The organism is Embleya sp. NPDC025285, assembly GCF_055558835.1.
This window is the reverse complement of record NZ_JBVHLU010000031.1, coordinates 1-26,920: the sequence shown is the minus strand read 5'-3', so window position 1 is coordinate 26,920 and position 26,920 is coordinate 1. Positions and strand designations below refer to the sequence as shown.

Below are 26,920 nucleotides of genomic sequence, written 5' to 3'. Positions count from 1 at the left end.
CGACCTGCTCGTTCGTGGGCCGAACCCTCATACGGCCCACCATCCGCGGTCCGTGCCCCTGGCGCACCTCAGGGCAGAGCGCGCCAGGGGACGATTTATTACCCGCGCAGCCCCGAGGCTTCGCGAGCGAGCTTTTCCACCCGCGCCCAGTCGCGCGAGGCGACCGCGTCCGCGGGAAGCATCCAGGACCCGCCGACGCACGCCACGTTCGGCAGCGCCAGGTAGGTCGGGGCCGAGGCCGGGGTGATTCCGCCCGTCGGGCAGAACCGCACATCCGGCACCGGCGAGGCCAGCGACTTCAGGTACGGCGCGCCGCCCGAGGCCTCGGCCGGGAAGAACTTCATCTCCCGGACCCCGAGTTCGCGCAGCCGCAGTACCTCGGACACCGTCGACGTCCCGGGCAGGAAGGACAGCCCGGTGTCCACCAGCGCCCCGTACAGCGTCTCGGTGCAGCCCGGCGTGACCAGGAAGCGCGCGCCGGCCTCGGCCGCCGCCTTCGCCTGATCCGGCGTCAGGACCGTACCGGCGCCCACGAACGCGCCCTCGACCTCGGCCGCGATCCGCTCGATCGCGCCGAGCGCGGCCGGCGTGCGCAGGGTGACCTCGACGGCGGGCAGTCCACCCGCCACCAGCGCGCGCGCCAGCGGGACGGCCGACTCCACGTCGTCCACGATCACCACCGGGATCACCGGGGCCAGGTCCAGAGCGGACGTGCTCACGCCGCCACCTCCACGAGTCGAGTGCTGCGCGCGTCCAGCCACGCGGACGCGCCGCGCAGTGCCGGATGCGGGGCCACCACGAGTGCGGTGGAGATGCGGTGCAGGTACGGCGCCATCGTCGGGTTGGTCTCGAAGCCCATCCGGAACTCGCTCTTGAGCAGCACGTCGATGATCCGGGGCAGGATGCCGCCGGCCAGGAAGACGCCGCCGCGAGCGCCCATGGTCAGGGCCACCCCACCGGCGAACGTGCCGAGCAGTCGGCAGAACGTCTCCACCGTCGCGACACACACCTCGTCGCTGCCGTCCAGCGCGCGCGAGGAGATGTCCGCCGGGCTGAGCGCCTCGGCCGGGACTCCGCGCACCGCGGCCGTGCAGCGGTGCAGGCGACACAGTCCGGGGCCGGACAGCACGTGCTCGGCGGTCACCGTGCCCAGGCCGCCGCGCTCGTCGCGCAGCACCTCCAGGGCCGCGGCGTCCGGACCGTGCGCCGGACGGAGCAGGACGTGTCCGCCCTCGCCCGGCAGCGGCACCCAGCCGCCGCCCGGGATCGGTACCAGACCGGCCACGCCGAGTCCGGTACCGGGGCCGAGCACCGCCATCGGCAGCGTCGGGTCGGGCAGTCGGTCGCCGACCACGATCAGGTCGTCGCCCGCGAGGTGCGGCAACGACAGTGCCAGCGCCTCGAAGTCGTTGATCAGGTGCAGATCCGGGACGCCCAGCTTGACCCGGGTCTCCGCGATGGACAGCACCCACGCGCCGTTGGTCAGCCGGAACCGGTCGCCGTGTACGGGGCCCGCGACCGCCGCGCAGATCGCGCTCGGCCGGGCCGCGCCGGAGCGGTCCAGGTAGTCCTCGATCGCGGCGGCCAGGTCCACGTGGTCCTCGCTCCGCAGCCCGAGCACGTGTTCGGGCCGGCCGCCCGGCTCGGAGACCACGGCGAAGCGCGCGTTGGTGCCGCCGATGTCGGCGACCAGCCACGGGCTGTCGGGGGTCGGCTGTGCCACGGTGCCACTCACGCTGTTCCTCCTGCAAAAGTCCCAGCGTCGAAACTTGCGGCCGCGACCGCGCCGAACACGCCTGCGCCCAGGTCGGCCGGGCCGACCCCGGCGCGCAGCGCGGTGAACAGTTCACGTCCCGTACCGACCCACTCGGCGTCGGTCGGGGCCGCGCCGGCGACCTCGCGCACGCTCAGGTCGGCCTCCGTCGTCAGCGTCCCCGCGACCGCGTCCACCGTCACGATGTCGCCGTCGCGGATCCTGCCGATCGGGCCACCGGCCGCCGCCTCGGGCGTGCAGTGGATCGCCGCCGGGATCTTGCCGGACGCGCCGGAGAGCCGGCCGTCGGTGACCAGTGCCACGTGATGGCCCCGGTCCTGCAGGACGCCGAGCGCGGGGATCAGCTTGTGCAGCTCGGGCATGCCGTTCGCGCGCGGGCCCTGGTAGCGCAGCACCGCGATCAGGTCGTGGTCGAGCTCGTTGTTCTCGAACGCGGCGAGGAACTCGGCCTGTCCGTCGAACACCCGCGCGGGCGCGGTCACCACGTGGTGCGACGGGTCGACCGCGGACACCTTGATCACCGCGCGACCGAGATCGCCGTGCAACATCCGCAGCCCGCCGTCGGGCGCGAACGGCTTGTCGTACGGCCGCAGCACCTCCAGGTCCAGGCTCTCGGTCGGGCCGTCCACCCAGACGATCGAGCCGTCCTCGGTGAGCTGCGGCTCGCGCCGGTACCGGTTCAGCCCGTCGCCCGCGACGGTGCGCACGTCCTCGTTGAGCAGCCCGCCGTCGAGCAGCGTGCCGATCAGGAACGCGGTGCCGCCCGCGGCGTGGAAGTGGTTGATGTCCGCCGGACCGTTCGGGTACATCCGGGTCAGCAGCGGGACCACGGTGGACAGCTCGGCGAAGTCGTCCCAGGTCAGCGTGATCCCGGCGGCGGCGGCCATCGCGACCAGGTGCAGCGTGTGGTTGGTGGAGCCGCCGGTGGCCAGCAGCGCGACGACCGAGTTCACCCAGGCCTTCTCGTCGAGCACCTCGCCGATCGGCGTGTACTCGCGGACCAGCGACGTCGGGTCGCCGAGCGAGGTGGTGGCCGCGACCCGGCGGCCCGCCTCGTCGGTCAGCGCCTTGCGCAGCGGCTGGTCGGGGTGCACGAAGCTGGCGCCCGGCAGGTGCAGACCGAGCACCTCCATCACGAGCTGGTTCGTGTTGGCGGTGCCGTAGAAGGTGCAGGTCCCGATGCCGTGGTAGGCGCCGGCCTCGGCGTCGAGCAGTTCCTCGCGGGAGACCTTGCCCTCGGCGAAGCGCTGCCGGACCCGGGCCTTCTCCTTGTTGGGCAGGCCGGAGGACATCGGACCGGCCGGCACGAAGATGGTCGGCAGGTGCCCGAAGGACAGCGCGCCGATCACCAGGCCTGGGACGATCTTGTCGCACACGCCGAGCATCAGCGCGCCGTCGAACATGTCGTGCGCGAGCGCCACCGCCGCCGCCATCGCGACCACGTCACGGCTGAACAGGGAGAGCTCCATGCCCGCGCGGCCCTGGGTGATCCCGTCGCACATGGCGGGTACGCCGCCCGCGAACTGGGCCACGCCGCCCGCCTCGGCCACCGCGGCCTTGAGCTGCTCGGGGTAGGTGCGCAGCGGCTGGTGCGCGGAGAGCATGTCGTTGTACGAGGAGACGATCGCGACGTTCGGCTTGACCGGGCCCTGGGGGCCGGTGCCGCGCAGCCCGAGCTTCTCGCTGGGCGAGCAGGCGGCGAAGCCGTGGGCGAAGTTCGCGCAACCGAGCTGACCGCGTGCGGGGGCCTCGGAGGCCGCCGCCCGGATCCGCTCCAGGTAAGCCGTACGAGTGGCGGCACTGCGGCGCGCGATGCGCTCCGTCACTGCGGCCACCGTCGGGTGGATCCTCTGCTCGCTCACGATCTTCGTGCCCCTGCTGTCGGCGGCTGCTCTGCCGGTTCGGGTACCAAACTAGGGGTACTTTTGCCTCTTGGCAAGCAAAAGAGTGACGCTCGGGTGTCGAAGTAGTGAACTTAGGGCTTTGACCGAGGGAAAGCTGCCCTGGTTCACTGGATGGCATGGCCCGACGCGCGAACCCCATTCCGCACAGCAGTGCAGGCGAGGTGCTTCGCCTTGTGCGTGAAGGGGATGCCGAGACCCGGGCGGACGTCGCCCGGCTGACCGGGCTGTCCCGATCCGCGGTGGCGGCCCGGATCGACGAACTGGTCGACGCGGGCCTGCTCGCCGAGCGCGCCGACGGCGTGTCCACCGGCGGCCGACCGCCGATCCGCCTCGAACTCAACCCCGACGGCGGCTTGGTGCTCGCCGCGTCGCTCGGCAGCAGCCGAGGTCAGTTGGCGGTCTGCGACCTGACCGGCCGGGTGTTGGCCAGCCGGGAGACCCAGATGGCCGCGCAGGGCGGACCGGACGCGGTGCTCACCGGACTCCCGGACTGGATCGACACGATGCTGGCGGAGGAGGGCTTCGACCCGGCGCGTGTGCGCGGAGTCGGGGTGGCCGTTCCCGGGCCGGTCGAGCTGGACACCGGGCGCGCGGCCGGCGCGCCGACGCTGCCCGGTTGGGACGGGGTGGCGATAGCCCCCACGCTGCAACGCCGGTTGCCGGTACCGGTGTACGTGGACAACGACGTGAACGTGATGGCGCTCGGCGAGTACCGGGCCCGGGCCGACGCCGGCGATCTGGTGTTCGTCAAGGCGTCCACCGGTATCGGCGCGGGCATAGTCGCCGACGGAAAGGTGTACCGCGGCGCACTCGGCGCGGCGGGCGAGATCGGGCACATCCCGGTCGCCGGCGGCACCGGCGTGCGGTGTTGGTGCGGCAATGTGGACTGCCTCGAAGTGCTGGCCAGCGGACGGCACTTGATCGAGACGCTGGCCGCGCACGGGGCACGGTTCCCGGACGGTCGCGAGGTCTCCAGCGTGCGGGACGTGGTGGCCTTGGCGGCGGCCGGTCAGCCCGAGGCGGTTCGGCTCGTGCGCGAGTCGGGTCGCATGCTCGGCGAGGTGCTGGCGAGCGTGGTCAACGTGCTCAACCCGGCGGTCGTGGTGCTGGGCGGCGACCTGGCCGACGCGGGTGATCCGCTGCTCGCGGGCGTGCGCGAGGTCGTCTACAAGCGGTCCACCGCCGTGGCCACGCGCGAGCTGCGGATCGTGCCGAGCGTGCTGGGTGAGGCTGCGGGTCTGACCGGCTGCGCCTTCATGGCCCTGGATCAGATCCTCTCGCCCGACTCGGTGGACGCCACGCTCGCGCGGCTCGCGGGCCAGCGGTCGTTGCCGAGCGTCAACCGGGCGCTTCCGGCCTGAAGCCGGGCTCGGAGCCGGGCCTGAATCCGGCCCGAAGCCCGGCGGGATCCCGGCCGGAAGCCCGTTCCGAAGCCGGGCCTGTAGCGCGATTTCTCGAAGCCGGGCTCGCAGCCCAATCCAAAGCCGGGCCCGAAACCCGCCCCGGATGCCGGCCCGAGCCATTCGGGCCCTCTTCGTGCCCTCCACCACCCCCGGACCGGCCGCGTGCCGCGCCCACCCGGCCGCTTCCGCACGCCCGAAAGAGGATCCTCCGCGCGGGGAATGTTGAGAGGGCAACTATCGTTGAGGCGAGCAAGACCCGGGAAAGCCGGGACCGCACTCGTCCTCGAGGAGCAGGCCATGCCCGCCGTCACCGTTTCCAACCCGCTGGCCCTGCCGCGTCTGCCGGAACCCGGTCTCGACGCGCGGCCGCGTCCCGTACTCGCCGTCACCACCGCGCCGAGCGGTGTCGAGGGTGAGGGTTTCCCGGTGCGCCGCGCCCTCGCGGGGGTCAACCAGACCTACCTCGACCCGTTCATCATGATGGATCAAATGGGCGAGGTGGACTACGCGCCGGGTGAGCCCAAGGGCACCCCGTGGCACCCGCACCGCGGCTTCGAGACGGTCACCTATCTGATCGACGGCGAGTTCGTACACCAGGACTCGGCGGGCGGCGGCGGTGTGATCACCGACGGCGACACGCAGTGGATGACGGCCGGCTCCGGTCTGCTGCACATCGAGGCGCCGCCGGAGGCGCTGGTGGCCAGTGGCGGTCTGTTCCACGGCATCCAGTTGTGGGTGAACCTGCCGTCCGCGCAGAAGATGACCGATCCGCGCTACCAGGACATCCGCGCGGGCGACGTCAAGCTGCTCGCGTCGGACGACGGCGGCGCGCTGGTCCGGCTGATCGCCGGCTCCGTCGGCGGCTTCGACGGTCCCGGCATCACCCACACCCCGATCACGTTGCTGCATGCCTCGGTCAATCCGGGCGCACGACTTTCGCTGCCCTGGAACAAGGACTACAACGCGCTGGTGTACGTACTCGCGGGTTCCGGCACCGTCGGCACCGATCGGCGACCGATCGAAACCGGCCGGCTCGCGGTGTTCGGTGCCGGGGACACGATCGACCTCCAGGCCGACACCCGGCAGGATTCGAACAAGCCCAACCTCGAGGTGATCGTCCTGGGCGGGCAGCCGATCGGCGAGGAAGTCGCCTGGTATGGCCCGTTCGTGATGAACACGCACGCCGAACTGGCTCAGGCGTTCGACGACTTCAAGGCCGGTCGGATGGGACGGATCCCGGCGGAGCGGATCTGACGGCAGATCAACAGTGGCCGAAGATCATCGGCAGGGCATCTGACGGTTCGTCAGAGCCCTTAGAGTGCAAGGGAATGCCTCGAAGGGGCGAGCGCTGGGCTACGCAACGCAGCCGAGCGGTCGCCCCTTGACGCTGTCCCGCCCACTGGCCACACTGAACAAGGTCAAATGGAACGTACCGGTTTGCCGCGCTATGAGCGCGGCCTGCGGAAAGAGGAGTGGAGCCGTCACCTCACCACCGTGAGCTCCGCCGCCGGGTCGAAGTGGCCCCGGTCGACGGGCGCGATGCGACACCGGACGAGAGGAGTCCGCGTATGTCCTGGCCCTCCCGGGTGGCACACGGCATCGGCGACGGTGACCGACGGCCGCCCCACGCTTCATATTTCGCCAATTCACCGACCGGTTCTCCGACGTTCGGTGTGGTCGTGACCGGTGTACCGCCGACGGGTGCCTCGGTGATCGACGCACGGCTCGGTACGACCGAGCCCTGGGGGCCGTGATGGCCGGCGACTGGCGCAAGAAGTTCGTCGAGAGCACGGTCAAGACCCGTACCTCGTCCTCGAATTGGATCGCGCTCAAGATCGTTCACTCGAACGTGCTGACCATGATCATCCTGGGCACCGCCGCGGTGTTCGCGGTGGTGCTGCACCTCAAGGGGCGCGCGCGCGACGGTGAGTTCTTCGCGATCGGGATAGCCGCGCCGTGGATACTGGCGGCATACCGGCACAGCCGCGCCTGCAAGCCGTGCCCACGTCAGTCGGGAGGGGGATAACAGGCGATGAGTGCGTACGAGCCGCCACCACCCCCCGAGGCACGCGGACTTCGACTCGGTGACCTGGTCCGTCGCCGTCATCTCGCCGACCCCGACGACGAGGAACCGGCATTCCCGCCCCCTCGTGAAGAACGCGTGAGCGAGCCCGGACGCGGCTCCTCGCGCGGCACCCGCGCGCCGCGCCAGGACGACGAGCCGTCCTGGCGGCGGGACTTGCGGGAGCGTCGGAAGCACGAGCGGGACGCGGCCGAGGCCCGGCGTACGACCGAGCGCGCGAGCGGTTCGGGCGCGCGCCCCGGGCGAGCCGACGAGCGCCGCGCCGATGCCGCCCGAAGCGCCGACGCGCAACGGTCCGAGCGCGGCCCCGGGGCCGCCGACCCTCCCACGCGCCCCACGGTGCGGCACGTGATGAAGCCTCGCGACCCGGGCCGACACAACGCCCCCGCGACCCCCGTCGAAAGCGCGCGCAAGCTGCCGTGGCGCAAGCCCGCGAAGGCGACCGGCTCGGGAGCGGGCGCGGCCGGGGCCGGCGCCGCGGCCGACGCCGCGAGCACCTCCGCCGGCGCCTCCGGCCTGGCCAGGTTCGTCCGCAAGGGCCCCGCGGCCGGCGCCGGAGACGACTCCACCGGACCGGCCGATTCCGGTACACAGGGTGGGAGTTCGGGCATACCCAAGGTGCCGGCGCCGTTCGCGGGCGGTACCGACGGGAGTACCGGGTCCAGCTTCGGTCCGTTCACCGGGACCGACCTGGCCATGCTGATTCCCGCCGGATTCGCCGCCTATTACGGTGCGGGGCTCCTCGTGAGCTGCTCGTCCGAGGCAGGCTTCATGGCGGCCTTTTGCCTGTGGCTCATGATGGGCTTCTGGATCGTGATCGTCAGCGCGAAATGGCCGTTGATGCGGCTCATGCGCTGGGCCTGGGTGCTCGCCGGTCTGATGGCCGGCGCATCCATCCCCATCGGTGGCGGGTGACGGTGCGTGCGACGTGAGTAGCTTACGAACCGTCATATCACGGGTACGCCAAGGCAAACAGGGACCGGCGGACGACCGCAGGACCGGAGGGGAATCATGCACATGTCGCTGAGCGCCGTGGCCGCTGCCGCGCCCGACTCCATCGTCGAGCTCCAAATGGCGGTGACCACCGAGACGAGCAGCGTCGGTCGCGGGGTGACCGTCGGTGTCCCGATCCTGATCATCTTCATTCTCTTCTACCTGGTCACCCACAAGAACTACAAGATCGGCGGCCTGATACTGGCCTTCGTGGCCGGTGTGATGTTGTCCGGAACCCAGGTGGCGTCCTCGCTCTCCGAGTTGGTCGACCACTTCGTCACGGCCGGCGTCAACGCGGTCAGCGACGTGTTCAGCTGAGCCTGGGCCGTGCGGGTCGGGGGCGTGGGTCGAGTCGGGCCGGGCCGGCCCGACTCGGGTCGAGCAGGCCGGAGCCGAAGGGGGACGGGCCGAAACGGGCCCGTCCCACGGCCCGGTCCCGAACCCGCACGGGTGGTGGGTGACCTGCGGCGTGCCACCGTCGTCCCGGTGGTAGTCCCCAGGACATGAGCGACCCCCTGCACGTGATGACCTTCAATCTGCGCGGCCCGGAGAACCCGACGCCGAACTCGTGGCGGGAACGCCGCCCGCTCGTGCTGGAGCTGATCCGCCGCGAGCGTCCGCACGTGCTCGGCACCCAGGAGGGGCGCTGGCATCAACTCCGGCCGCTGGCACGCGAACTGCGGGCTCGGTACGACTGGATCGGCCTCGGTCGCGAGGGCGGCAGCCGGTCCGAGTTCTGCGCGGTCTTCTACGACGTCGAGCGACTGGAACCGCTGGCCTTCGACCACGTGTGGCTGTCCGCGTTCCCGCGCCTGATCGGATCGCGCACGTGGGGCAATTGGCGCCATTCCCGGATGATGACCTGGATTCGCTTCCGGGATCTGGCCACCGACACCGAGTTCGGCTTCGTGAACACGCACTGGGACCACGTCTCGGCCAACGCGCGACGCAGGAGCGCGCACGCGACGCGGGCCCTGTTGGCCCGCCGGTTCGCCGGGGAACCGGCCGTCGTGGTGGGCGACTTCAACGTCGGCGCGGCCAGTGCTCCGCACGCCGTTTTGACCGCCGGTGGTCTGCTGCGCGACACCGGTGCGGCCGACGCGACCCGGACGTACAACAACTGGGAACCGCCCGTGGACGGCGAGCGCATCGACTGGATCCTGGCCACCGCCGACTTCGACGTCGTCGACGCGCGCACGCTGACCTGGACTCGGGACGGCCGCTGCCCGTCCGACCACTGGCCGGTCCAGGCCCGGCTGAGCCTGCGGGCGCCGGCCTCGTGAGCCGGCCTCGAGCGCCCCGGTGGGCCTCCCCTGGCTCGCGCCGCGCAAGATCCGCCGATCGGACGGCCTCCCGGGCCTGGACGATCGACGGGTAGCGGGCGGTGGAGGCGAACATCGAGGGGGACGAGGGCTCGCTGTCGGTGTACGGGGAGATCCCGCTGGAATACGGGCTGCGCTGTCGCAGGTGCGGCCCGAGTGGGCGGAATGGGCGGCCGAGCAGGTGGCTCGGACGGAGTGACCGGCCGGGTGCGGCGGGCGCGTGGGGTGCTGCCGCGATACGCACGAACGGCGCGGGCGGATCCGGTGTCCCGGGTCGGCCCGCGCCGTACGTGTCTCGGATGGGCGCTCGGTCGTTCGTTCGTGTTCGCGGCCGCTCGGCCGGCTCGTGTTCGGCCGAGCGGCCGCGGGGTCAGCGGAACTCGTGCACGACTTCGATCGGTCCCACGATGTGCCGATTGAACTCGGTCAACTCCTCGGCGGGGACCCACAGTTCCAGGATGGTTCGGCCACCCGCCTGCCGTACCGGGTAGCGGATCACGAACTCGGTCTCGATCCGAAAGCGGGTCACGTAGCCGACCCCGGAGGCCGGTACGTTCCAGTCGCGCGCGATCTTGATCGCGTAGTCCTCGTTCAGCACCGGATAGAAGATCGGCTGGTCGGGCAGCCTGGCCGGCCACGCGGTCCAGCCGGACTCGCGCACGAGCTCCAGTTCGGCCGGTCCGGTCGGCCGCCAGAGCGTCGTGGTGGGGATGGCGTTCATGGCCACATGGTGCGTCCGCGGGTGGTCCGGGTGAAAGCGGATTTCGCAGGTGGGGGCGGTCGCCGGCCCGCGGTCCGGGGGGTGCCCGCGGGCGGCGGGCCGATCGCCGGCCCCGGGTGCCGCGGGGGAGTGACTTCCGCCTCGCTTCGCTCGGATCTGACGCACCGTCATAGAAGTTGGCGGCGTGCGCTGCTACTTTCCGCGGCATGGAACACCGCATCGACCCCGAATTGCTCGCGGTCCTCCCGTACCTGCCGATCGTGGACATCTCCGACCCGGTCGCCTTCCGCGCGGCGCAGCGGGCCCGGACCCAGCCGGTGCAGCGCCCGGACGGCCTGCTGGTCGAGGACCGGATCGTGGCCGGGGACGTCCCGGTGCGGATCTACACGCCGAAGGAGGCGGCCGAGGCAGCCGGTCCGGACGGCTCGCTCGGCGTGCTGCTGTGGTTCCACGGCGGCGGCTTCGTGTTCGGCGACATCGACAGCTCGGACGGCAGCTGTGTGGCGACCGCGCTCGAGGTCGGCTGCGTCGTGGTGAGCGTCGAGTATCGGCTCGCGCCCGAGTACCCGTTCCCGGCCGGCTTCGAGGACGCGTGGGCGGCGCTGCGGTGGGTGGCCGAGCACGCGGCCTCGTTCGGCGGCGACCCGGCGCGGATCGCGGTGGGCGGGGTCAGCGCCGGCGGTGGTCTGGCCGCCGCGCTGGCGCTGCGGGCCCGGGACGAGGGTGGGCCGGCGCTGATTCACCAGGTGTTGGACACCGCCGTCCTGGACGACCGCCTGGACACGCCGTCGATGCTCGAGTTCGAGTCGGCGCCGCTGTGGGACCGCCGTCAGGCGGCGCTGAGCTGGCGGTACTACCTGGCGGGCGCCGAGCCCACCGCCTACGCGGCCCCGGCTCGGGCCGAGGACGTGGCGAACCTGCCGCCGGCGTACATCACCGCCAACGAACTCGACCCGCTGCGCGACGAGGCGATCGAGTACGCGGGCCGGCTGATCCGCGCGGGCGTCCGGGTGGAACTGCACCACCGGCCCGGTACCTTCCACGGCTCCAACGCGATCCCGACCGCCGACGTCTCGCGCCGTGCGATGGCGGACATCCGCCGCGCGCTGCGGACCGCTTTCGAGGTCGCGTAGCGGTGCCGGCCTCGGCCTAGGCTGGGGGCGTCGTTGTTCGGGCTGCGGAAGGTGTTGTCGTGATCGTCGCGTTCTCGGTGTCCCCGCTCGGTGTCGGTGAAGACGTCGGGGAGGCGGTCGCGGAAGCCGTCAAGGTGGTGCGGGCCAGCGGCCTGCCGAACCGGACCGACGCGATGTTCACCTCGATCGAGGGCGAGTGGGACGAGGTGATGGCCGTGGTGAAGGCGGCCGTCGAGGCGGTCAAGGCGCACTCGAACCGGGTCAGCCTGGTGCTCAAGGCGGACATTCGCGAAGGCGTCGTCGACGGGCTGACGGCGAAGGTCGAGACGATCGAGCGGTACCTGGCGTAGAGGTCGCGGCCCACCGGGCGCGGTCTCGCACCGTCGTGGCCACGGATCGGCGAGCCGACCTCGTGGCCACGATCGGGGTTGTCCCGGTCGACGGCGTCAGATGGCCAGCACGTTGGCGGCGCTCGGGCCCTTCTGGCCGTCCTGTACCTCGAACTCGACCGCCTGGCCCTCGGCGAGTGTCTTGAAGCCGTTGCCCTGGATCGCGCTGAAGTGCACGAAGACGTCCTTACTGCCGTCCTCCGGGCTGATGAAGCCGAACCCCTTGGCTTCGTTGAACCACTTCACGCTCCCCTTGATCCTGGCCATCCGGTCGCCTCTCCCCAACTCCGAAGTACCGCGTGGTACGCGCGCCTCGAGCCTGCCCAACCCGATGGGCACCGGAAACCAGGAACCCGGTCGGCCGGGCCGTGTCGGGCGGGCTGTAACGGATCGACGGGCCCATCCCATTCCCCTGGTGACGTCGACGAACGGGGGCATCGGATGGCAGGCGCGAGCGACGCGAGCTTCCAGGAGTTCGCCGCCACGCACAGCCGCAGGCTGTTCCGTACCGCGTGCCTGCTCACCTCGGGTGACTGGCACGGCGCCGAGGACCTGCTCCAGGAGACGCTGGGCAAGCTGTACCCGAGATGGCGCAAGGTCAGCCGGATGGATTGGCCGTTCGCCTACGCGCACACCACCCTGGTCCGCCTCTACATCGAACAGCAGCGCCGCAAGAGTTCCACCGAGCGCACCACCGACTCGGTGCCCGAACACGCGGTCCGTCCGCCGGGGGATCCCGAGCTGCGGCTCACCCTCCTGGACGGCCTGGCCGCACTCGCGTCGAAGGATCGGGCGGTGCTGGTCCTGCGCTACTGGGAGGACCGCTCCGTGGAGCAGACCGCCGACGCGCTGGACATGTCCGAGGGAGCGGTACGGGTGCGCGCGCATCGCGCCCTGGATCGGCTTCGGGCGTTGCTCGGCGATCAACTGGCGGGACTTGCCCTCGACCGGGCGTGAGGGGACCGACTTCGAGCGGTCGTCGCTCGTGCGTTCGTTGCGACCCTTCCACGCTTCCGCGCTTCGGGTGTCGAGGGACACCCGCTTCGGATGTCGCGGGACACATCCCACGTTCACCCCCAGGTTTTCCGCATCTTCGCTGAGCACTCGTTACTCCTACCGAAAGGACCGGTGATCGCATCGTGGCCGCTGACCACCCGGGCTGGACCTCCCGGGGTCCGGATCGGCAAGTTCCCGACCCGGACCGCGACTTCGAGCGGGATCTACCCGGCGCGTTGAGCACCTTGGCCGACACGTTCCCGGAGCACGACCCCGGGGTGATCCCTCGGGGCCTGGCCCGTGGCAGGCAACTGCGTCGGGTCCGGCGCCTGCGGATCGGTGCCGCTGCGTGTGCGATGGCGGTTGCCGTGGTCGGCGGCGGGGTGGCGCTCGATCGGGGCCTCGCGGCCGACGGGTCGCCGGCCTCCCGCCGTACCCTCCCGGATACGGACCTGCCGACGGGGTGGCCGGTGACCGGGAACCAGATGATCTCCGTGCTCACGAGCCTGTTGCCGGCCAAGGGGGAGGTGAGCGACGCCCTCGGTACGGGGTCGCAGCTCACGCCCAAGGACCCGCCGATGATCGCCATGAACCCGACCGCGCAGCTCGTGTACCGCGACGGGACCGGTGCGACCGGCGTACGGGTCAAGCTGTCGCGCCCGGCACCGAACACCCCCGACGCCCGGCTCACCGACTGTGGCGCCGTCGACGGGCGCAAGCCCTACGACGAGTGCAAGACCACCAAGCGGCCGGACGGCTCGAAACTGACGGTGGCCAAGACGCACCTCGACGCGTGGGGGGAGGAGCGGCAAAAGCATTGGCGGGTCATCCTGGATCGACCCGACGGCGGCCGGATCGCGGCGGATGTCTACAGCGGAGGGGCCCGCGACCAGCACATCGGTTCGGACAAGGGCACCATCGGGATCAAGGAGGATCCGCGACTGTCGATCGCGGACCTCACCCGGATCGTGACGGACTCACATTGGGAGAAGGCCGTCACCGCGCTTCCCACACCGGACAAGCGCATGCTGGCGATCTTGGAGAGCGTGCTTCCCCCGGGGCTGAACATCACGACCAAGGGTGAGCCGGACTACGGCGCGTCGATGATCATCACGGACGTGCGAGGGGTGTCGGGCGTCAGCGCGAACGTGCGGATCACGGACGAGCCGCTGCAGTCCTGCGCCGGGATCTCGGACTGCCGAACCCGGACCCTGCCCGACGGCACCACGACCTTCGCCGCACGGCAGCCGGTGGGCAACGCGCCGCCCGAGTTCGTCCAATGGCGCGCGGGGGTGCGCTATCCGGACGGGCGCACGGTGTGGGTCGACGCGGGGAACAGCTCCAGCGGCCGAACGGTCATGACCTCCGCGGACGAGGACATCGAGGGGGCCCTGTTCGAACCCGAGCTCGGCCCACACAGGCCGTCCCGCGACGAACCGGTACTGACCCTCGACCAGCTCGAGGCGATGGCCGGCGACCCGCGCTGGACCCGGTAGTCCTGCGAAGTAGCCGCCGCCCGAAGTCCTCGGTGGTCCCGACGGGCCACCGAGGACTTCGGCACATTCGCGCCGGGACTCTGCTCGGGCCGCCGCTGGGACCGTCGGGGTCTTTTGCCCGCTCCGTCGTGAGCGTTGCCGGGAGTTCGTCGTGCGCGCGCGTTGTCGGGAGTCTCACCGTGCGCGTTGTCATCCAAGGCAGGCCGGGGACGCCGGTCGGGGATCGCGCCTCGAACGTGTCGCGTCCGCCCCCGATTTCCCGCCGGGTGGATTTCCCGACGCACATGAAATCCGTTGTACGGAGGGGTGGTCCGGGGATCTGCCCGGTTGCCGAGGTCAGCCCGTAAGTGCGGTTTTCCGTTGTGCGGACGCGGTGTTCTCTAGGACCCACTAGGCCGGCCGCCCCTTCGGGCGGCGGCTGGCCCTGGGTGGGGGAAGATCACTCGGGAGGGTGATTGACGGTAACCGCGTTGGCACTGTCTGCTGTTCCCCGTATCCAAAACGTAAGTCGGCCCCCGCTGGTGCTACCAACACCGATGCGAGGGCCTGACCACCGAACGAGGAACGAGGACCCTCGCCATGGCTGTATCCCAGCGTATCGATGCCCCCACCCCTGTCCAGGACCCTGTCGTCACCGTGTTGGCCCAATATGGCGGCCTTTCGGGGCGCGCGTTGGAGGCGGCCCTCCGCTACCACGTCATGCCTGCGGACACCCCGCTCACGGTCGACACCATCCGCGAACTCCTCGGCGTGGGCGCCCACATCGCCCGCCGCGTGCTTCGTGAACTCACCGAGGCCGGCATCGCGGTGGCCAAGCGGTTACGGGACTCGGCGACCGGGCGGATGCTCGGCCGCCTCACGGAGTGGTCCGGGCCGCGCACGTCCGGAGACGCTCCCGAGTCCACTGCCGCACCTACCGCATCCGACGCCACCACCACCGTCTCGGCCGTCGACGATCCCGCCGTGCGCGCGCTCGCGCTGCTCCGTTCCCTCGCCGATGTGGACGAGCGATTGGCCTTCAAGGAGCGGGAGTTGCGCACCCTCGTCCCGTTCCTGGTGGACCGTCTGGCCGGCGGCGACACCCACGTCGAAGCCGAGGTCTTTCGCGAACTCACCGAAGACCTACCGCCACCGGGCCGAGCGATCAAGACCGGTCTGCTGCACTACCGCCTCACCAAGGCTCCGAAGCAACCCGTGATCCCGTCCCAGGCGCGCCGCCCGCGCCTGGTCGAATGTGCCGACTGCGGCCGCCCCGGCCCCGACCTGATCCCCGGCGACCTCTGCCGGCACTGCCGCACCGGCACCGACCCCGCGCCACTCGACGGCGCGGCCCGGGCCAGACGACTCCTGCAACTCGCCGCCCACCCGCTCTGACCTTAGGCCGATCGGGGGAGTGGGAGTTGTTCCGGCTATTCTGGATGGGTAGCGTCCAGCATATGCAGATGAGCGAAGGCGTGGAGTGGGCGCTGCACAGTTGCCTCAACCTGGCATGGGCCGAGTCGGGTACGGCCGTCACGGCCACGAAACTGGCCGCCTTCTACGGCCTGCCCGCCGCGTACCTGAACAAGCAACTCCAGGCCCTCGCCCGCGCCGGCATCGTCACCTCGACCTCCGGCCCACGCGGCGGCTTCCGCCTCGCCCGCGCGCTCAAGGACATCACCCTGATGGACGTGGTGGTCGCGATCGAGGGCCCCGACCCCGCGTTCCGCTGCCAACAAATCCTGCACAACGGCCCCGACGCCGACCCCACCGCCGACTACCGCACCTCCTGCGCCATCGCCCAGGCCATGTCCCGAGCCGACCTCGCCTGGCGCCACGAACTGGCCGGCCAAACCCTCGCCGACCTCAGAACCACCGTCGAATCCCGCTCCCCGGAAACCCCGGAACTGACCCGAGCCCGCCTCGCCAAGAAGTAACCCCCGACGGCGGCGCCTCGGGCGCGGCGGCGATCCGGACGCGGTGCCCTGGGGGTGTGGAGCCCTGGGCGCGGTGCTCTGGGCGCGGTGCTCTGGGATGCGGGGGCTTGGGACGCGGCACGGCGGCCGAATGCGGCCCCGCACGCGGCGACCCGGCGGCAGCGCCCGGCCGCGGTGCCCTGCCACGTCCGAACCCCGGTCCACACGCAAACGTCACCCGGCGAACCCCGCCGGGCCGCCGGTCCTTCCACCACCGCGTCGTGGGCCGCGTCCGGCTTTCCTCCTGGCACCCGACCACGTCGACTCCGCGTCGGCGGCCCATCGATCGCGCCCGCGGCCGAGTTCGTCGCGCCGACCCGCAAGTTCCTGGACGACGACGAGGAAGTTGTCCCGTACCCGAGTGGCCCGAGCGGGATCCCAGACCGCGCCGATCCGCCAGGAAACCGCGTCCGACCTGCCGGTCGACCCACTACCGGCCCCACCACCGGCCCCACCACCGGTCCTACCTCCGGCCCCACCACCGGACCCTTCGGCGGACCTCCCGCCGGACCCGTTCTCGCGCCCACCGCCGGACCCGCTTTCCCATCCACTCTCGGACTCGATCGGCGTCACCGTGACGGTCGCCGACGCGATGCCGGCGGCGCCCGCCGGTACCAGGGCCGCACCCACCCCGGCCGCCACCAGGGCCAGCACCGTCTGCAGGTCGGAGGCCTCTTGTACCGGTTCCGGCCGGGCTCCGAACTCCTCCTCGAACCGCTCGATCTGCCGCACCAGCCCCGGCCCCTTGGCCCGTGTCAGCCGCACCACCGGCCGCCCGCGCAACCACGCGGCGACTCCCGCCGGATCCGTCGGCGGTGGATCCTGATCCCCGGGTGAGGCCACCGCCAGGGTGTCGACCAGTACGACGAGCCGCCCCAGGTCCTCCGGCGCCGGCAGCCGTACGAACCCCACGTCGAGGTCGCCCGCCCGCACCGCCTCGACCTGTGCGTTCGACGACATGTCCTCCAGCGTGATCTCGACCCCCGGAAAGCGCCGTCGAAAGGCCGCCACGGCCTGTGGCGCCAGATCGATCCCGGACAGGCCGAATCCGACCGCCAGACTCCCGGCCTCCCCGCGCTTGAACTGCGCGGCGCGGCGGCTCAACGCGTCGACGCGCCGCACCAGTTCCCGCGCTTCCGGCAACAGCGCCTGCCCGAGCCGGGTCGCCTCGGCCCCTCGCCGCCCACGCGTGAACAGCGCGCCGCCGACCTCCGCCTCCAGCGCCTGAATCTGCTTCGTCAACGCCGGCTGGGTGATCGACAACCGCCCCGCCGCAACCCCGAACCCACCACAGTCCGCCACCGCCACCAGCGCCCGCAGCAACCGCACGTCCATGGCCGAAGCCTAGATCGCGTTCCATTCCATCGGGTTATCGAAACGCACCGAACATTCATTGGACCGCAGCCGGTGTCCCCGACTGTGATGAGAGAACACAGAACGCAATCGAATCGAAAACCGAACCGAACCGAACCAAACCGAACCGAACCGGATCGCACCCAGTCGGACCGGACCCGGTCGGATCGCACCGAACCAGAAATCGGGAGTGATCGATGGAGCAAACCCTGCGGTGCGCGTCGGTACAGTTCGAGCCGCGCCCGGACGACAAGTCGTACAACCTCGCCCGCGTCGAACACTTCGTCCGCGAGGCCGCCGCCGACGGAGTCCGCCTGGTCGTACTGCCCGAGATGTGCCTGCTCGGCTACTGGCACCTGCGCCGACACACTCCCGAACGCCTGCGCGAACTCGCCGAGCCACTCTCCGGCCCGTCCGTCACACGGGTACGTCGGCTCGCGATGGACCTGGACACAGCGGCCGGCCTGGGCTTCCTCGAAATCGACGAGGCCGACGGCCGCCTCTACAACGCGTACGCCGTCTGCCTGCCCGACGGCCGAGTGCACTGCCACCGCAAGCTCCACGCCTTCGAACACGAGGCCATCTCCAGCGGCGACCGCTACACCGTCTTCGACACCCCGTGGGATATCCGCGTCGGCATCCTCATCTGCTGGGACAACAACCTCGTCGAGAACGTCCGCGCCACCGCGCTCCTCGGCGCCTCGATCCTGGTCGCCCCGCACCAAACCGGCGGCACCGCCTCACGCAGCCCACACTCGATGCGCCCGATCCCGATGGCCCTGTGGGAGGCCCGCCACCGCGACCCCGCCGCGATCGAGGCGGCCTTGCGCGGCGACAGCGGCCGCGCCTGGCTCCTGCGCTGGCTCCCGGCCCGCGCCCACGACAACGGCCTGGCCCTGATCTTCAGCAACGGCGTGGGCCGCGACGACGACGAGGTCCGCACCGGCAACGCGATGATCCTCGACCCCTACGGCCGAATCCTCACCGAGACCTGGTCGCCCGAAGACACCATGGTCACCGCCGACATCGACCTGTCCCTGATCCCGATGTCCACCGGCCGCCGCTGGCTCAAGGGCCGCCGCCCCGACCTCTACACCATCCTCACCCAGCACTTCGGTGACGAACGAGACCCCCGAACCGCCCGCTTCTCCACCACCCCACCCACCCTCAACCCCGCACCCGCGCCCTCATCCGCGCCCTCGCCCGCGCCCTCATCGGCACCCCGGCCCGCCCCGGACTCCTCGGCCGCACCCCACGCCCGCCACGAGCGGTAGACGCCGCCTGCCTCCACGAGTCAATGCCGTCGCGCCCACCACCCGGCACGCGCGCTCACGGACCGGTCAGCACAACCAACTTGCCCACGGTGTGGCCCATTTCCATGTCGGTATGAGCCTGCCGGATGTCGTCCATTCGATAGACGTGCGTCGGCCCCAGCGAAATCCGCCCCGCGGCGATCTCGTCCAGGTAGCGCTGCAACACCTCCTCCGGCAGATCACCGCTCTCGCCCCCATAGGCCGTCAACCGAACCCCCTTCGGCAGATACCCAATGGGATAGAAGTCGCGCACGAGCCACTCGTTGGACAACATCCCGGTGAAACACACCGTCCCGTGCACCCGCGTGGCGGCCAACGTGTCCGGCAACGTCGGCGTACCCACCAACTCCAGCGCCGCGTCCACCCCAGCCGGATACAAAGCCCGCACCGCGCCGGCCACATCCCCGTCATCGATCAGAACGTGGTCGACCCCCTGCGCCTTCAGCACATCCACGTTCCCGGCCTTGCGAGTGGTGGCCAAAACCGTCGCCCCAAGCCCCTTGGCCAACGCGGCGGCAGCCAACCCAACCGAGGAAGTCCCCCCGCGTACCAGCAGAGTCTGCCCGGCAGCCAAATCCAGCCCGGTCGTCAGCGACCCATAAGCCGTCTGCAACGTCTCCGGTACCGCTCCGACCGCCTCCCACGGCAACTCCGACGAAAAGGGAATGACCTGCCCCGCCGGCACCAAGGTGTACTCCGCGTACCCACCGTCGTAGGTTTGCCCCATATTGCCCATCATCGTCACCACTTGCTGCCCGACCGCCGGCCCACACCCCGCATCGGCCGGATCAAGCGCGTCCACAACCCCCACAGCCTCGATCCCCGGCACCCGCGGAAAGCTGACCCCCTCCGCCAACCCCAGCCGCGTATGCAACTCCGACCGATTGAGCCCAAAGGCCCGAACCGCAACCCGAACCCACCCGGCCCGCACCTCCGGAACCGGCACGTCCCGAACCGCAAGATTCCCGACCGGCCCGGGCCCACTCAACACAACAGCCCGCATCATCCCGACCACCAACCCCTCCAACCCTCACCAAAACCGCCGCCCCCCAACCACCCCACCCAACATCACCAACCCGCCCCCCACCGCCCAACGCCCCACCGACCCCAACCCCAAACATCACGCCCGCACGCCCGCAGGTATCCGAGGCCCGCCGAGATCTGCGTGCAGGACGTCGAACAAATGTCCGGCTTGACGTCTGGGCGGGTGCATCCGCAAAGTACAACGCGACCACCAACGCCCCTTCCTCCGAGGCGAGAACCCCCGGCCGACCCTGCCGCGAGGCGCCAAGTGCGTGACTGCTCAGAGCCCGAACAGCCCGAACCGGCTCCCGGCACCGTGGTACTCCCGACCCGGTGCACCCGGCACCGCCTCACGATCGGCACACGAAACGACCCGCATGCCCTGACCGCCGCACCCACACCTCCCGAGTCGCGCCGAAACCCCACAACGGGCCCCGTCGCCCGAAGGCCCGATTCCCGAGTGAGTGTGACGTGAACAACGAAAGTGGCTCTCGATTTCCCGAGATCTACGCGGCCACAACCCACCGCGCGGTCGCACGTGCCCTGAAGCGCCACCTCGATGAGATTTTCCAATTCTCGATGTCGCCAGAGTTTCATGTATTCGGGCGCCAAAATGATCTGGAGGCAGCCCTGGAAGCCGCCGGGGGCCGGGCGGCCGCCATTGCGTCGGATGGTCTGCTGGAAAGACCCGAGCTTCCATGGCGCGGCGATATCAGGACGCTTCATGAGATCACGGACGGGATGCTCCGAACGTCCGAATTGTTTTCGAAGAGCGCTCGCGGGAACATACTGCCGTTCAACATCTATGCATCGGATGGTGCCGATTGGGAGCAGAAAGATGGTGCTGTGACCCGGACTCTTTCAGCGGATCGTCCGGTGAAAGGAAGCGAGCACGCGAATTACGTCAACCTGGGTGTCTCAGTCGTCCTCAGCGACTATTGGACCAGCCCTGGACAACGTGAGGAGTTGCAGTCGCTCTCCCAGCGAGACTTGGATCCCAAAACCACGGCCATTCGGATCGGAGCTCACGAGATGGCGCATGTAATGGAGATGAATGCCCATCCCGAATGGAGAAATGCCGGCGTCCTTCCGGATTATCCAAATTCCATGTACGACGATCTCCGGGAAATCATCGGTGGGCAAATCGGAAAACCCGCCGGTCTGGTCACTCTCGAGGATCTGACCCAGGTGTTGTGGTACAGCCCGGGTATGACCGTGGCAGCCGACGAGGTACCCGCATACGCGGTGGACAACGTGGTCATGGAGGGCTCGGAGGCGAATTCCGCCAATGCCTACATCACCGAACGTCTCGGCAGCGCGATCGCCCCATTCAAGCCTGGAAGCGGGGCGGTTCTGCAGGAATGGCGTGGGCGGGCGCACACCCTGTCGGCCGCGCAGCATCAGTTGCACCACGAACGCGCCTTTCCGGTGATGGGCCCCATGCCGGCGAATCGCAAGGCCCTCGCCCGCTCCGGCCGGCACGTGGCCCGACCGCACCAGCCCGCAGTCCGATCGCACCGGGACCCCGCACGGCGACCGACCCAGGGCCAGGCCGCGACAGCCGCTCACAGGACGAAGACGACGCCCGCGCCGGCTCGGGACCAGGCACAACCGTCGACCGCACGGGGCCCCGCCCCCACCGCGCCACCCCCGGCCGGGCGCAACGTCGCGTCGACGGCCGCCATCGAAGTGGCACGACAACACCAGGCGCAATCACCCGTGCCGTCCCGCCACTTGGACTTGGCCCGCCTGATCGGAGGCTCATTCGGCCCACTGTCGTCATCGCCGCCGGCTCCCCGCGTCCCCGCCCCTTCCTCCACCGCGCCCACCAACGCCCCCGCCACATTCCGCTCCGCCCCCCGACACCAGGACCCCACAACCCGCGACATCGGGCGCTGAAGCCCATCCCACACCTCTGACGGCCCAGAAACGCAGGCCGCATCAGGCAGTCCGCCCCGCCCGCAAACCGTCAGCCGACCTGCGCGCCCCACCCGCCCCTCCGCGCCTCAACACATCCACCCACCGCATAACCAACCGCTCACCGCGCATCCAACCCGCCCCCAGCCGCTGGAACTGGGCGGCCGGTGACGGTGGCTGGTGGCAAACCGGGAAGATCGACGGCCGCGACAGACGAGATGACTGACGGGGGCAGGACGATGACTGCGCGTGAGGCATTGCGTCGCAGGGCCGCGAAGGCCGCTGCCGAGCCCGTCCCCGAGACGTCCCACGCGAATGCGATGACCACAGGCGAGGTCGACGATAACTGCGCGTGAGGCATTGCGTCGCAGGGCCGCGAAGGCCGCTGCCGAGCCCGTCCCCGAGACGTCCCACGCGGATGCGATGACCACGGGCGAGGTCGAGGAGTTCGACCAGGCGTATGCGGAGGCCGCGCTCGGCGACGCGATGGCCCAAGCCGTTTACGACCGCCGCGTTGCACTCGGCTGGACGAAGGCAGAACTCGCCTGCCGTGTGGGGATGAACGAGCGGGTCATCCGCCGTCTTGAGGACGGCGGCCGACCGGTGACCACACCGACACTGCTCCGCCTGGGACGGGCCTTGGAAGGGCACTTCACAGTCGCATTGCTCACTGGCAACCCGGTGGTGACCTTCAAGCCGGCAGCCCGACGGGCAACCCGTTCGACAACTCGGTCGGCTTGTCGCGCCCCCGCAACTTCAACGACGCGCGGAGGTCAATCCCTGCTGACCGGGCTCCCCCGCAAGCCTCCCAGCGCCACCACTGCCGGAAACACGGCGCATCGGCTCAGGGTAAATGTCTAACGGGCAAGGCCGGACGTTGCGTCGAAGGCGGCAGCGGCGCTGCCAAGCCGCTCCCCGACGTCATCGCGAAGCGGCTCAAAAAGCTTCAGGGCCGACATCGACGCGCATCCGGCACGGACCCCGCCCGCAAGGGCGTAGCGAGCTGAAAACGACGAAGGCCCAGGTCACGGATCATGTCCGTGACCTGGGCCTTCATCCAACGAGCGGGCGACGAGAATCGAACTCGCGTTCTAAGCTTGGGAAGCTCATGTTCTACCATTAAACTACGCCCGCATCAGGCGCCCCATGGGGAGCCCTGCTCCGTCACTCTACCGGATCGTCGCGCGTGGTCGCAGCACCGATTCGGGTGAGGGGACGGCGGGGATCGGAGGGGCGCGAGGGCGGTCGCGCGTTTGGGTGGATCCGGGTGGCTGCGATTACCCTTTCCCCGTGCTTCTATCGGACAAGGACATTCGCGCGGAGATCGACTGCGGTCGGGTTCGGATCGATCCCTACGAGCCGGCCATGGTTCAGCCGTCGAGTGTGGACGTTCGACTTGACCGGTTTTTTCGGGTCTTCGAGAACCACAAGTACCCGCACATCGACCCCGCCGTCGAGCAGCCGGATCTCACCCGCATGATCGAGCCGCCCGAGGGCGAGCCGTTCATCCTGCATCCCGGTGAGTTCGCGCTGGGCTCGACGTACGAGGTGGTGTCGCTGCCGGATGACGTGGCGTCGCGGTTGGAGGGCAAGAGCTCGCTCGGGCGGCTCGGGCTGCTGACGCACTCAACCGCCGGGTTCATCGACCCGGGCTTCTCCGGGCATGTGACGCTGGAGTTGTCGAACGTCGCGACCTTGCCGATCAAGTTGTGGCCGGGGATGAAGATCGGCCAGCTGTGCATGTTCCGGCTGTCGTCGCCGGCCGAGTTCCCGTACGGGTCCTCGGTGTACGGGTCGCGGTATCAAGGACAGCGCGGGCCGACCCCGTCCCGCTCGTTCAAGGACTTCCACCGGACGAACGTCCGCGACTAGACCGCACGACCGGGCGGCGCGACAAGACGGTGGCCGCCGAGACGGTGGCAGCCGAGTCGGCACCCGCAAGCGCAACCGCGTCACCACCCGAGACCGCAGCACCACCCGAGACCGCGTCGGCACCGCGACCGCGAACCCCCGAACAGAAGATAGGCATACCCGGACATGAGTGACGTGCGCGAAAACCTCACCTGGCCGCTCTTCGGTCAAGCTACGCGCGAGCTGGCCATGCAGGTCGCGGAGGACGGGTACGAGCCCGACATCATCCTGTCGATCGCCCGGGGCGGGGTGTTCGCGGCCGGTGCGCTCGCGTACGCGCTGGACGTGAAGAACCTGCACCTGGTCAACGTCGAGTTCTACACCGGGATCGGCACCACGCTGGACATGCCGGTCATGCTCGCGCCGGTACCGGACGTGGTCGACTTCTCCAACAAGAAGGTGCTGATCGCGGACGACGTCGCGGACACCGGCAAGACGCTGCTGCTGGTCCGGGACTTCTGCGAGGGCAATGTCGCCGAGGTGCGCTGCGCCGTGGTGTACGAGAAGCCGCAGTCGCTGGTGAAGTGCGAGTACGTGTGGAAGCACACCGACGACTGGATCAACTTCCCGTGGTCGGTACAGCCGCCGGTCGTCACCCGCCAGGGCCAGATCCTCGACGCCTGAGCCTCGACGCCCAAGCTCCCACACGGCGAGTAACACCCGAGCCCGCCGCGCGACCCCGAGCCCGCCGCGCGACCCCGAGCCCGCCGCGCGACCCCGAGCCCGCCGCGCGCGACCCCGCGCCGCCGCGCCTCAGCGCGCCCCGCGCCTCAGCGCGCCTGCGTGCTGAACCGCATCAACGCCCCCAGCACGTCCACCGCCCCCGGCAGTCCCCGCTCGATCGGGTCCGGGGGGACCGCCCAGCGGGTCCGCCCGCCGCACGCGGTGGAGGATGGCGGGGCCGGTACGAAATGGCCGACCGCGTGGTGGCGGACGTCGAATCGGGCCGTGTCGTTGTGGTCGACCGTGTACCAGAACAGGTTGCGCGCGCCCGGGTCGACCAGGAACAACAGCCGCTCGTCGGGCAGATGCAGGACCGGCCCGAGGGGCAGGCCGACCACCTCGAGCTGGCGGATCGCCGCGTAGCCCACCTTCGCCGGAGCGTCCAGGACGTCGAACTCCAGGCCGCTCGCGAGCAGGACCGTGTACGGCTTGCTGCTCCACCACTCCCAGACGTCGTCGGTCGATCGAGTGGCCCGGGTCAGCCCGGGCTCCGCGGCCGGATGGGCGCCCGGGTCCGGGCATTCGGTGTCGCCGCACGAACATCGGCCGTCTTCGACGTAGGCACCGGGCAGGACGGGCCAACCCCGATCCACGACGTAGAAGAGGGCGGCGGCCTGAAGCGCAGCCCGGGTGCGTTGCCGCACAAGCATGTCCGTTCCGTTCCTCGCAACCGCGATTACGACGAAATGTCGAGCGCGGATAGGTGTACTTCTACGAGTACACCGCCCGAAACGGTTGCCGAACAGATCCGCAACGCGGCCTGACCGTGCCGCTTGTGGTCCACCCGGTCCACTGCCGGCACGCTTTGGCCGCCACCTGACCCGACGTCAGGACCGTGGCCCGCCCACCCCACGTCCGGCGAAGGGCCCCGCAGCCACCAGGCGACCGCCCCGCGAGCCATCCCCAACCATCGCCCACCCGCCACGCGAGCCGCCGAAGGCGCGCCGCCCGCCCACCGTCACAACACACCCGCCACCGCGACATCCCCGCCACCGCAACGCCCGAAGCCCCGAAGCCACAACACTCCGAAGCCCCGAAACCCCGACCCCGCAACCTCACGAAGCCAGCGGCAACTTCAGCACCAGCAGCAACGCGATCAACTCCACCGCCACACACCCCAGCGCGCGCGGCCACGGCAGTTCGTGCACGCGCGTCATCAGCATGGTCAACAGCCACGCGGTCAGCGCGAACGACGCGATGCCGATGGCGGCCACGATCGCGTTGTCGTCGGGCGCGAACATCGCGACCACCAACCGAGGCGCGTCCGCGATCCAGACCAGGATCATCGACAGCGTGATGAACGGTGTCGGCGAACCGTTCCCGCCGAACTGGGTCGCGAGCGCGTGCGACACCAGCCCGAGCAGCGCGCAGAACGCGGGCACGATGACGATCACCATGCCGAGCGCCGGCACGCTCGTGGCGAGCGTCGAGTCGACGATCTCCTTGCGCGACGCGTCGTTCGCGAACACCGCGAGCGCACCGCCGAGCGCGGACATGATCAGCGCCGGCCACCACACCGCCTGGTCGCGGACCGCGTCCATCGTGCGCAGCGGGCGCAGCGTGAGCCCACTCAGCACCTCTTTCCAGTGCAGGCGCCTCGGCGGCGGGCCGCTGAACTGCTGCGGCGGCTGCTGGTACGGCTGCTGCTGCCGAGGTGACACCGCGGGCGTGACCGTCGTGTACTCCTCGGGCGGCGCGCCGTAGATGTACAGGCTCGTCTCGTCCGGCAACGACAGCGGACCGTAGTTCGGATCACCCGAGCCACCGGACCCGGACCCGGACCCGGTACCGGACCCACCCGATCCCGAACCGCCATACCCGCCCTGCCCACCCTGAGGCGGCGGAGGCGGCGTCCCCTGTTGCCCGTACCCCGGCTGTCCATAGCCGGGCTGTCCAGACCCCTGCTGTCCATAGCCAGGCTGCCCATACCCGGGCTGTCCGTACCCCGGCTGCCCATACCCCGGCTGCCCATTGCCCGGTTGCCCATCCCCAGGCTGCCCGTACCCCGGTTGCCCGTTGTACGGGCCACCGCCGTACTGATCGCCATAAGCCCCGCCATGCTGAGGTGGGTAACCCTGGCCGGCAGGCGGGGGCTGTTGCCGGTACGGGTCGTAGGGTCCATTGCCAGTCACATCAATGACGGTACCGGCAGTTCGACCCCCTGCGTCGCCCCGGGAAGGTCGTAATTCGGGCACAAAAACCAAAGCCGAACCCGACCCGCGAAAAGCGATCGCCGCCGACCCCTTCAGGGGCCGACGGCGATCACGGCACGCGGTGCGAAACCGGTCCTACTGCACTGCCGCGTCCGCCGGCACCTCATCCGCTGCCGGTGGTTCGGGGAGTTTGACCGATTGCAGGAGCAGTTGTGCGACGTCGACGACTTGGAGGTCTTCCTTGGCGTCGCCGGCCTGCTTCTTGGCGTTGATCGAGTCGGTGAACATCACCAGGCAGAACGGGCAGGCGGTGGAGACGATGTCCGGTTTCAGGGAGAGGGCCTCGTCCATGCGCTCG

General features: G+C 70.3%; 27 protein-coding genes and 1 tRNA gene. 17 read left to right on the top strand and 11 right to left on the bottom strand.

Annotated elements, in window-relative coordinates; genetic code table 11:
- Positions 1 to 98 precede the first annotated feature (98 nt).
- Genes eda through edd form a run of 3 tightly spaced genes read right to left on the bottom strand, consistent with a single transcriptional unit; the run spans position 99 to position 3,636 of the window.
- Positions 99 to 719: a bifunctional 4-hydroxy-2-oxoglutarate aldolase/2-dehydro-3-deoxy-phosphogluconate aldolase gene (gene eda, locus ACZ4FV_RS21910; RefSeq protein ID WP_402242148.1), complete on the bottom strand. Its 621-nt coding sequence runs from the start codon at positions 717 to 719 to the stop codon at positions 99 to 101.
- Positions 716 to 1,735, bottom strand: a complete 1,020-nt coding sequence (gene glk, locus ACZ4FV_RS21905) for a glucokinase (RefSeq protein WP_395867913.1) — start codon at positions 1,733 to 1,735, stop codon at positions 716 to 718. Before glk ends, eda begins: the two co-directional genes overlap by 4 nt.
- The gene (gene edd, locus ACZ4FV_RS21900; RefSeq protein ID WP_465323096.1) at positions 1,732 to 3,636 is read right to left on the bottom strand and encodes a phosphogluconate dehydratase; all 1,905 of its coding nucleotides are present in this window, start codon (positions 3,634 to 3,636) and stop codon (positions 1,732 to 1,734) included. Before edd ends, glk begins: the two co-directional genes overlap by 4 nt.
- A 215-nt stretch (positions 3,637 to 3,851) precedes the next feature.
- Between edd and ACZ4FV_RS21895 the strand changes: the two genes are divergently transcribed.
- From ACZ4FV_RS21895 to ACZ4FV_RS21870, 6 genes are all read left to right on the top strand, one after another.
- The gene (locus ACZ4FV_RS21895; protein WP_395867915.1) at positions 3,852 to 5,039 is read left to right on the top strand and encodes an ROK family protein; all 1,188 of its coding nucleotides are present in this window, start codon (positions 3,852 to 3,854) and stop codon (positions 5,037 to 5,039) included.
- Between the two features lie 339 nt (positions 5,040 to 5,378).
- Positions 5,379 to 6,335: a pirin family protein gene (locus tag ACZ4FV_RS21890; protein WP_402242146.1), complete on the top strand. Its 957-nt coding sequence runs from the start codon at positions 5,379 to 5,381 to the stop codon at positions 6,333 to 6,335.
- A 499-nt stretch (positions 6,336 to 6,834) separates the two neighbouring features.
- The gene (locus ACZ4FV_RS21885; RefSeq protein ID WP_465323095.1) at positions 6,835 to 7,107 is read left to right on the top strand and encodes a hypothetical protein; all 273 of its coding nucleotides are present in this window, start codon (positions 6,835 to 6,837) and stop codon (positions 7,105 to 7,107) included.
- Between the two features lie 6 nt (positions 7,108 to 7,113).
- Positions 7,114 to 8,079 carry a hypothetical protein gene (locus ACZ4FV_RS21880; RefSeq protein WP_402242143.1) on the top strand — a complete coding sequence of 322 codons (966 nt, stop codon included), beginning with the start codon at positions 7,114 to 7,116 and terminating at the stop codon, positions 8,077 to 8,079.
- Between the two features lie 96 nt (positions 8,080 to 8,175).
- Entirely contained in the window at positions 8,176 to 8,475 is a 300-nt protein-coding gene (locus ACZ4FV_RS21875; RefSeq protein WP_449760562.1) for a hypothetical protein, read from the top strand.
- 185 nt (positions 8,476 to 8,660) lie between these two features.
- Positions 8,661 to 9,440 (top strand): endonuclease/exonuclease/phosphatase family protein, encoded by a 780-nt coding sequence (locus ACZ4FV_RS21870; protein WP_465323094.1) that lies wholly within the window; start codon positions 8,661 to 8,663, stop codon positions 9,438 to 9,440.
- 409 nt (positions 9,441 to 9,849) lie between these two features.
- On the opposite strand, the gene ACZ4FV_RS21865 is transcribed toward ACZ4FV_RS21870, so the two are convergent.
- Positions 9,850 to 10,200, bottom strand: coding sequence for a hypothetical protein (locus tag ACZ4FV_RS21865; RefSeq protein ID WP_395867927.1), 351 nt, complete (start codon positions 10,198 to 10,200; stop codon positions 9,850 to 9,852).
- 206 nt (positions 10,201 to 10,406) lie between these two features.
- Between ACZ4FV_RS21865 and ACZ4FV_RS21860 the strand changes: the two genes are divergently transcribed.
- Together ACZ4FV_RS21860 and ACZ4FV_RS21855 are read left to right on the top strand one after the other, a co-directional pair.
- Positions 10,407 to 11,333: an alpha/beta hydrolase gene (locus ACZ4FV_RS21860; RefSeq protein ID WP_402242140.1), complete on the top strand. Its 927-nt coding sequence runs from the start codon at positions 10,407 to 10,409 to the stop codon at positions 11,331 to 11,333.
- 59 nt (positions 11,334 to 11,392) lie between these two features.
- A complete protein-coding gene (locus tag ACZ4FV_RS21855; RefSeq protein ID WP_395867931.1) occupies positions 11,393 to 11,683 on the top strand; it encodes an MTH1187 family thiamine-binding protein in 291 nt (96 codons plus the stop codon).
- A 96-nt stretch (positions 11,684 to 11,779) separates the two neighbouring features.
- Here ACZ4FV_RS21855 and cspE read toward each other — a convergent pair whose 3' ends face one another.
- On the bottom strand, positions 11,780 to 11,989 hold the full coding sequence (cspE, locus tag ACZ4FV_RS21850) for a transcription antiterminator/RNA stability regulator CspE (protein WP_395867933.1): 210 nt from the start codon (positions 11,987 to 11,989) through the stop codon (positions 11,780 to 11,782).
- A gap of 174 nt (positions 11,990 to 12,163) precedes the next feature.
- On the opposite strand from cspE, the gene ACZ4FV_RS21845 reads away from it, so the two are divergent.
- From ACZ4FV_RS21845 to ACZ4FV_RS21830, 4 genes are all read left to right on the top strand, one after another.
- The gene (locus ACZ4FV_RS21845; RefSeq protein WP_465323093.1) at positions 12,164 to 12,679 is read left to right on the top strand and encodes a SigE family RNA polymerase sigma factor; all 516 of its coding nucleotides are present in this window, start codon (positions 12,164 to 12,166) and stop codon (positions 12,677 to 12,679) included.
- A 182-nt stretch (positions 12,680 to 12,861) separates the two neighbouring features.
- Positions 12,862 to 14,214, top strand: coding sequence for a hypothetical protein (locus ACZ4FV_RS21840; protein ID WP_402242135.1), 1,353 nt, complete (start codon positions 12,862 to 12,864; stop codon positions 14,212 to 14,214).
- A gap of 579 nt (positions 14,215 to 14,793) precedes the next feature.
- The gene (locus ACZ4FV_RS21835; protein WP_395867938.1) at positions 14,794 to 15,588 is read left to right on the top strand and encodes a hypothetical protein; all 795 of its coding nucleotides are present in this window, start codon (positions 14,794 to 14,796) and stop codon (positions 15,586 to 15,588) included.
- 62 nt (positions 15,589 to 15,650) lie between these two features.
- Entirely contained in the window at positions 15,651 to 16,130 is a 480-nt protein-coding gene (locus tag ACZ4FV_RS21830; RefSeq protein ID WP_395867940.1) for an RrF2 family transcriptional regulator, read from the top strand.
- Between the two features lie 213 nt (positions 16,131 to 16,343).
- On the opposite strand, the gene ACZ4FV_RS21825 is transcribed toward ACZ4FV_RS21830, so the two are convergent.
- On the bottom strand, positions 16,344 to 17,504 hold the full coding sequence (locus ACZ4FV_RS21825; protein WP_465323092.1) for a LysR family transcriptional regulator: 1,161 nt from the start codon (positions 17,502 to 17,504) through the stop codon (positions 16,344 to 16,346).
- Positions 17,505 to 17,719: 215 nt separating this feature from the next.
- Between ACZ4FV_RS21825 and ACZ4FV_RS21820 the strand changes: the two genes are divergently transcribed.
- Positions 17,720 to 18,796, top strand: coding sequence for a nitrilase family protein (locus tag ACZ4FV_RS21820; RefSeq protein ID WP_395867945.1), 1,077 nt, complete (start codon positions 17,720 to 17,722; stop codon positions 18,794 to 18,796).
- Between the two features lie 55 nt (positions 18,797 to 18,851).
- Here the strand turns inward: ACZ4FV_RS21820 and ACZ4FV_RS21815 are convergent, their stop codons facing one another.
- The gene (locus tag ACZ4FV_RS21815) at positions 18,852 to 19,838 is read right to left on the bottom strand and encodes a zinc-binding dehydrogenase (protein ID WP_465323110.1); all 987 of its coding nucleotides are present in this window, start codon (positions 19,836 to 19,838) and stop codon (positions 18,852 to 18,854) included.
- A 491-nt stretch (positions 19,839 to 20,329) separates the two neighbouring features.
- Here ACZ4FV_RS21815 and ACZ4FV_RS21810 point away from each other — a divergent pair, with 491 nt between their 5' ends.
- Positions 20,330 to 21,757, top strand: a complete 1,428-nt coding sequence (locus ACZ4FV_RS21810) for a hypothetical protein (protein WP_465323091.1) — start codon at positions 20,330 to 20,332, stop codon at positions 21,755 to 21,757.
- Positions 21,758 to 22,198: 441 nt separating this feature from the next.
- Positions 22,199 to 22,636 carry a helix-turn-helix domain-containing protein gene (locus tag ACZ4FV_RS21805; RefSeq protein ID WP_402242129.1) on the top strand — a complete coding sequence of 146 codons (438 nt, stop codon included), beginning with the start codon at positions 22,199 to 22,201 and terminating at the stop codon, positions 22,634 to 22,636.
- A 202-nt stretch (positions 22,637 to 22,838) separates the two neighbouring features.
- On the opposite strand, the gene ACZ4FV_RS21800 is transcribed toward ACZ4FV_RS21805, so the two are convergent.
- Positions 22,839 to 22,909 (bottom strand) — tRNA-Gly (locus tag ACZ4FV_RS21800).
- A 156-nt stretch (positions 22,910 to 23,065) separates the two neighbouring features.
- On the opposite strand from ACZ4FV_RS21800, the gene dcd reads away from it, so the two are divergent.
- Together dcd and ACZ4FV_RS21790 are read left to right on the top strand one after the other, a co-directional pair.
- The gene (gene dcd / locus ACZ4FV_RS21795) at positions 23,066 to 23,647 is read left to right on the top strand and encodes a dCTP deaminase (protein WP_020557430.1); all 582 of its coding nucleotides are present in this window, start codon (positions 23,066 to 23,068) and stop codon (positions 23,645 to 23,647) included.
- A gap of 165 nt (positions 23,648 to 23,812) precedes the next feature.
- The gene (locus ACZ4FV_RS21790; RefSeq protein ID WP_395867950.1) at positions 23,813 to 24,310 is read left to right on the top strand and encodes a phosphoribosyltransferase; all 498 of its coding nucleotides are present in this window, start codon (positions 23,813 to 23,815) and stop codon (positions 24,308 to 24,310) included.
- Between the two features lie 146 nt (positions 24,311 to 24,456).
- Here ACZ4FV_RS21790 and ACZ4FV_RS21785 read toward each other — a convergent pair whose 3' ends face one another.
- From ACZ4FV_RS21785 to ACZ4FV_RS21775, 3 genes are all read right to left on the bottom strand, one after another.
- A complete protein-coding gene (locus ACZ4FV_RS21785; protein ID WP_465323090.1) occupies positions 24,457 to 25,059 on the bottom strand; it encodes a bifunctional DNA primase/polymerase in 603 nt (200 codons plus the stop codon).
- Positions 25,060 to 25,464: 405 nt separating this feature from the next.
- A complete protein-coding gene (locus tag ACZ4FV_RS21780; protein WP_402242106.1) occupies positions 25,465 to 26,139 on the bottom strand; it encodes a Yip1 family protein in 675 nt (224 codons plus the stop codon).
- A 558-nt stretch (positions 26,140 to 26,697) separates the two neighbouring features.
- Positions 26,698 to 26,920, bottom strand: a 223-nt coding sequence (locus ACZ4FV_RS21775) for a hypothetical protein (RefSeq protein ID WP_465323089.1), incomplete at its 5' end; no start/stop codon positions are given.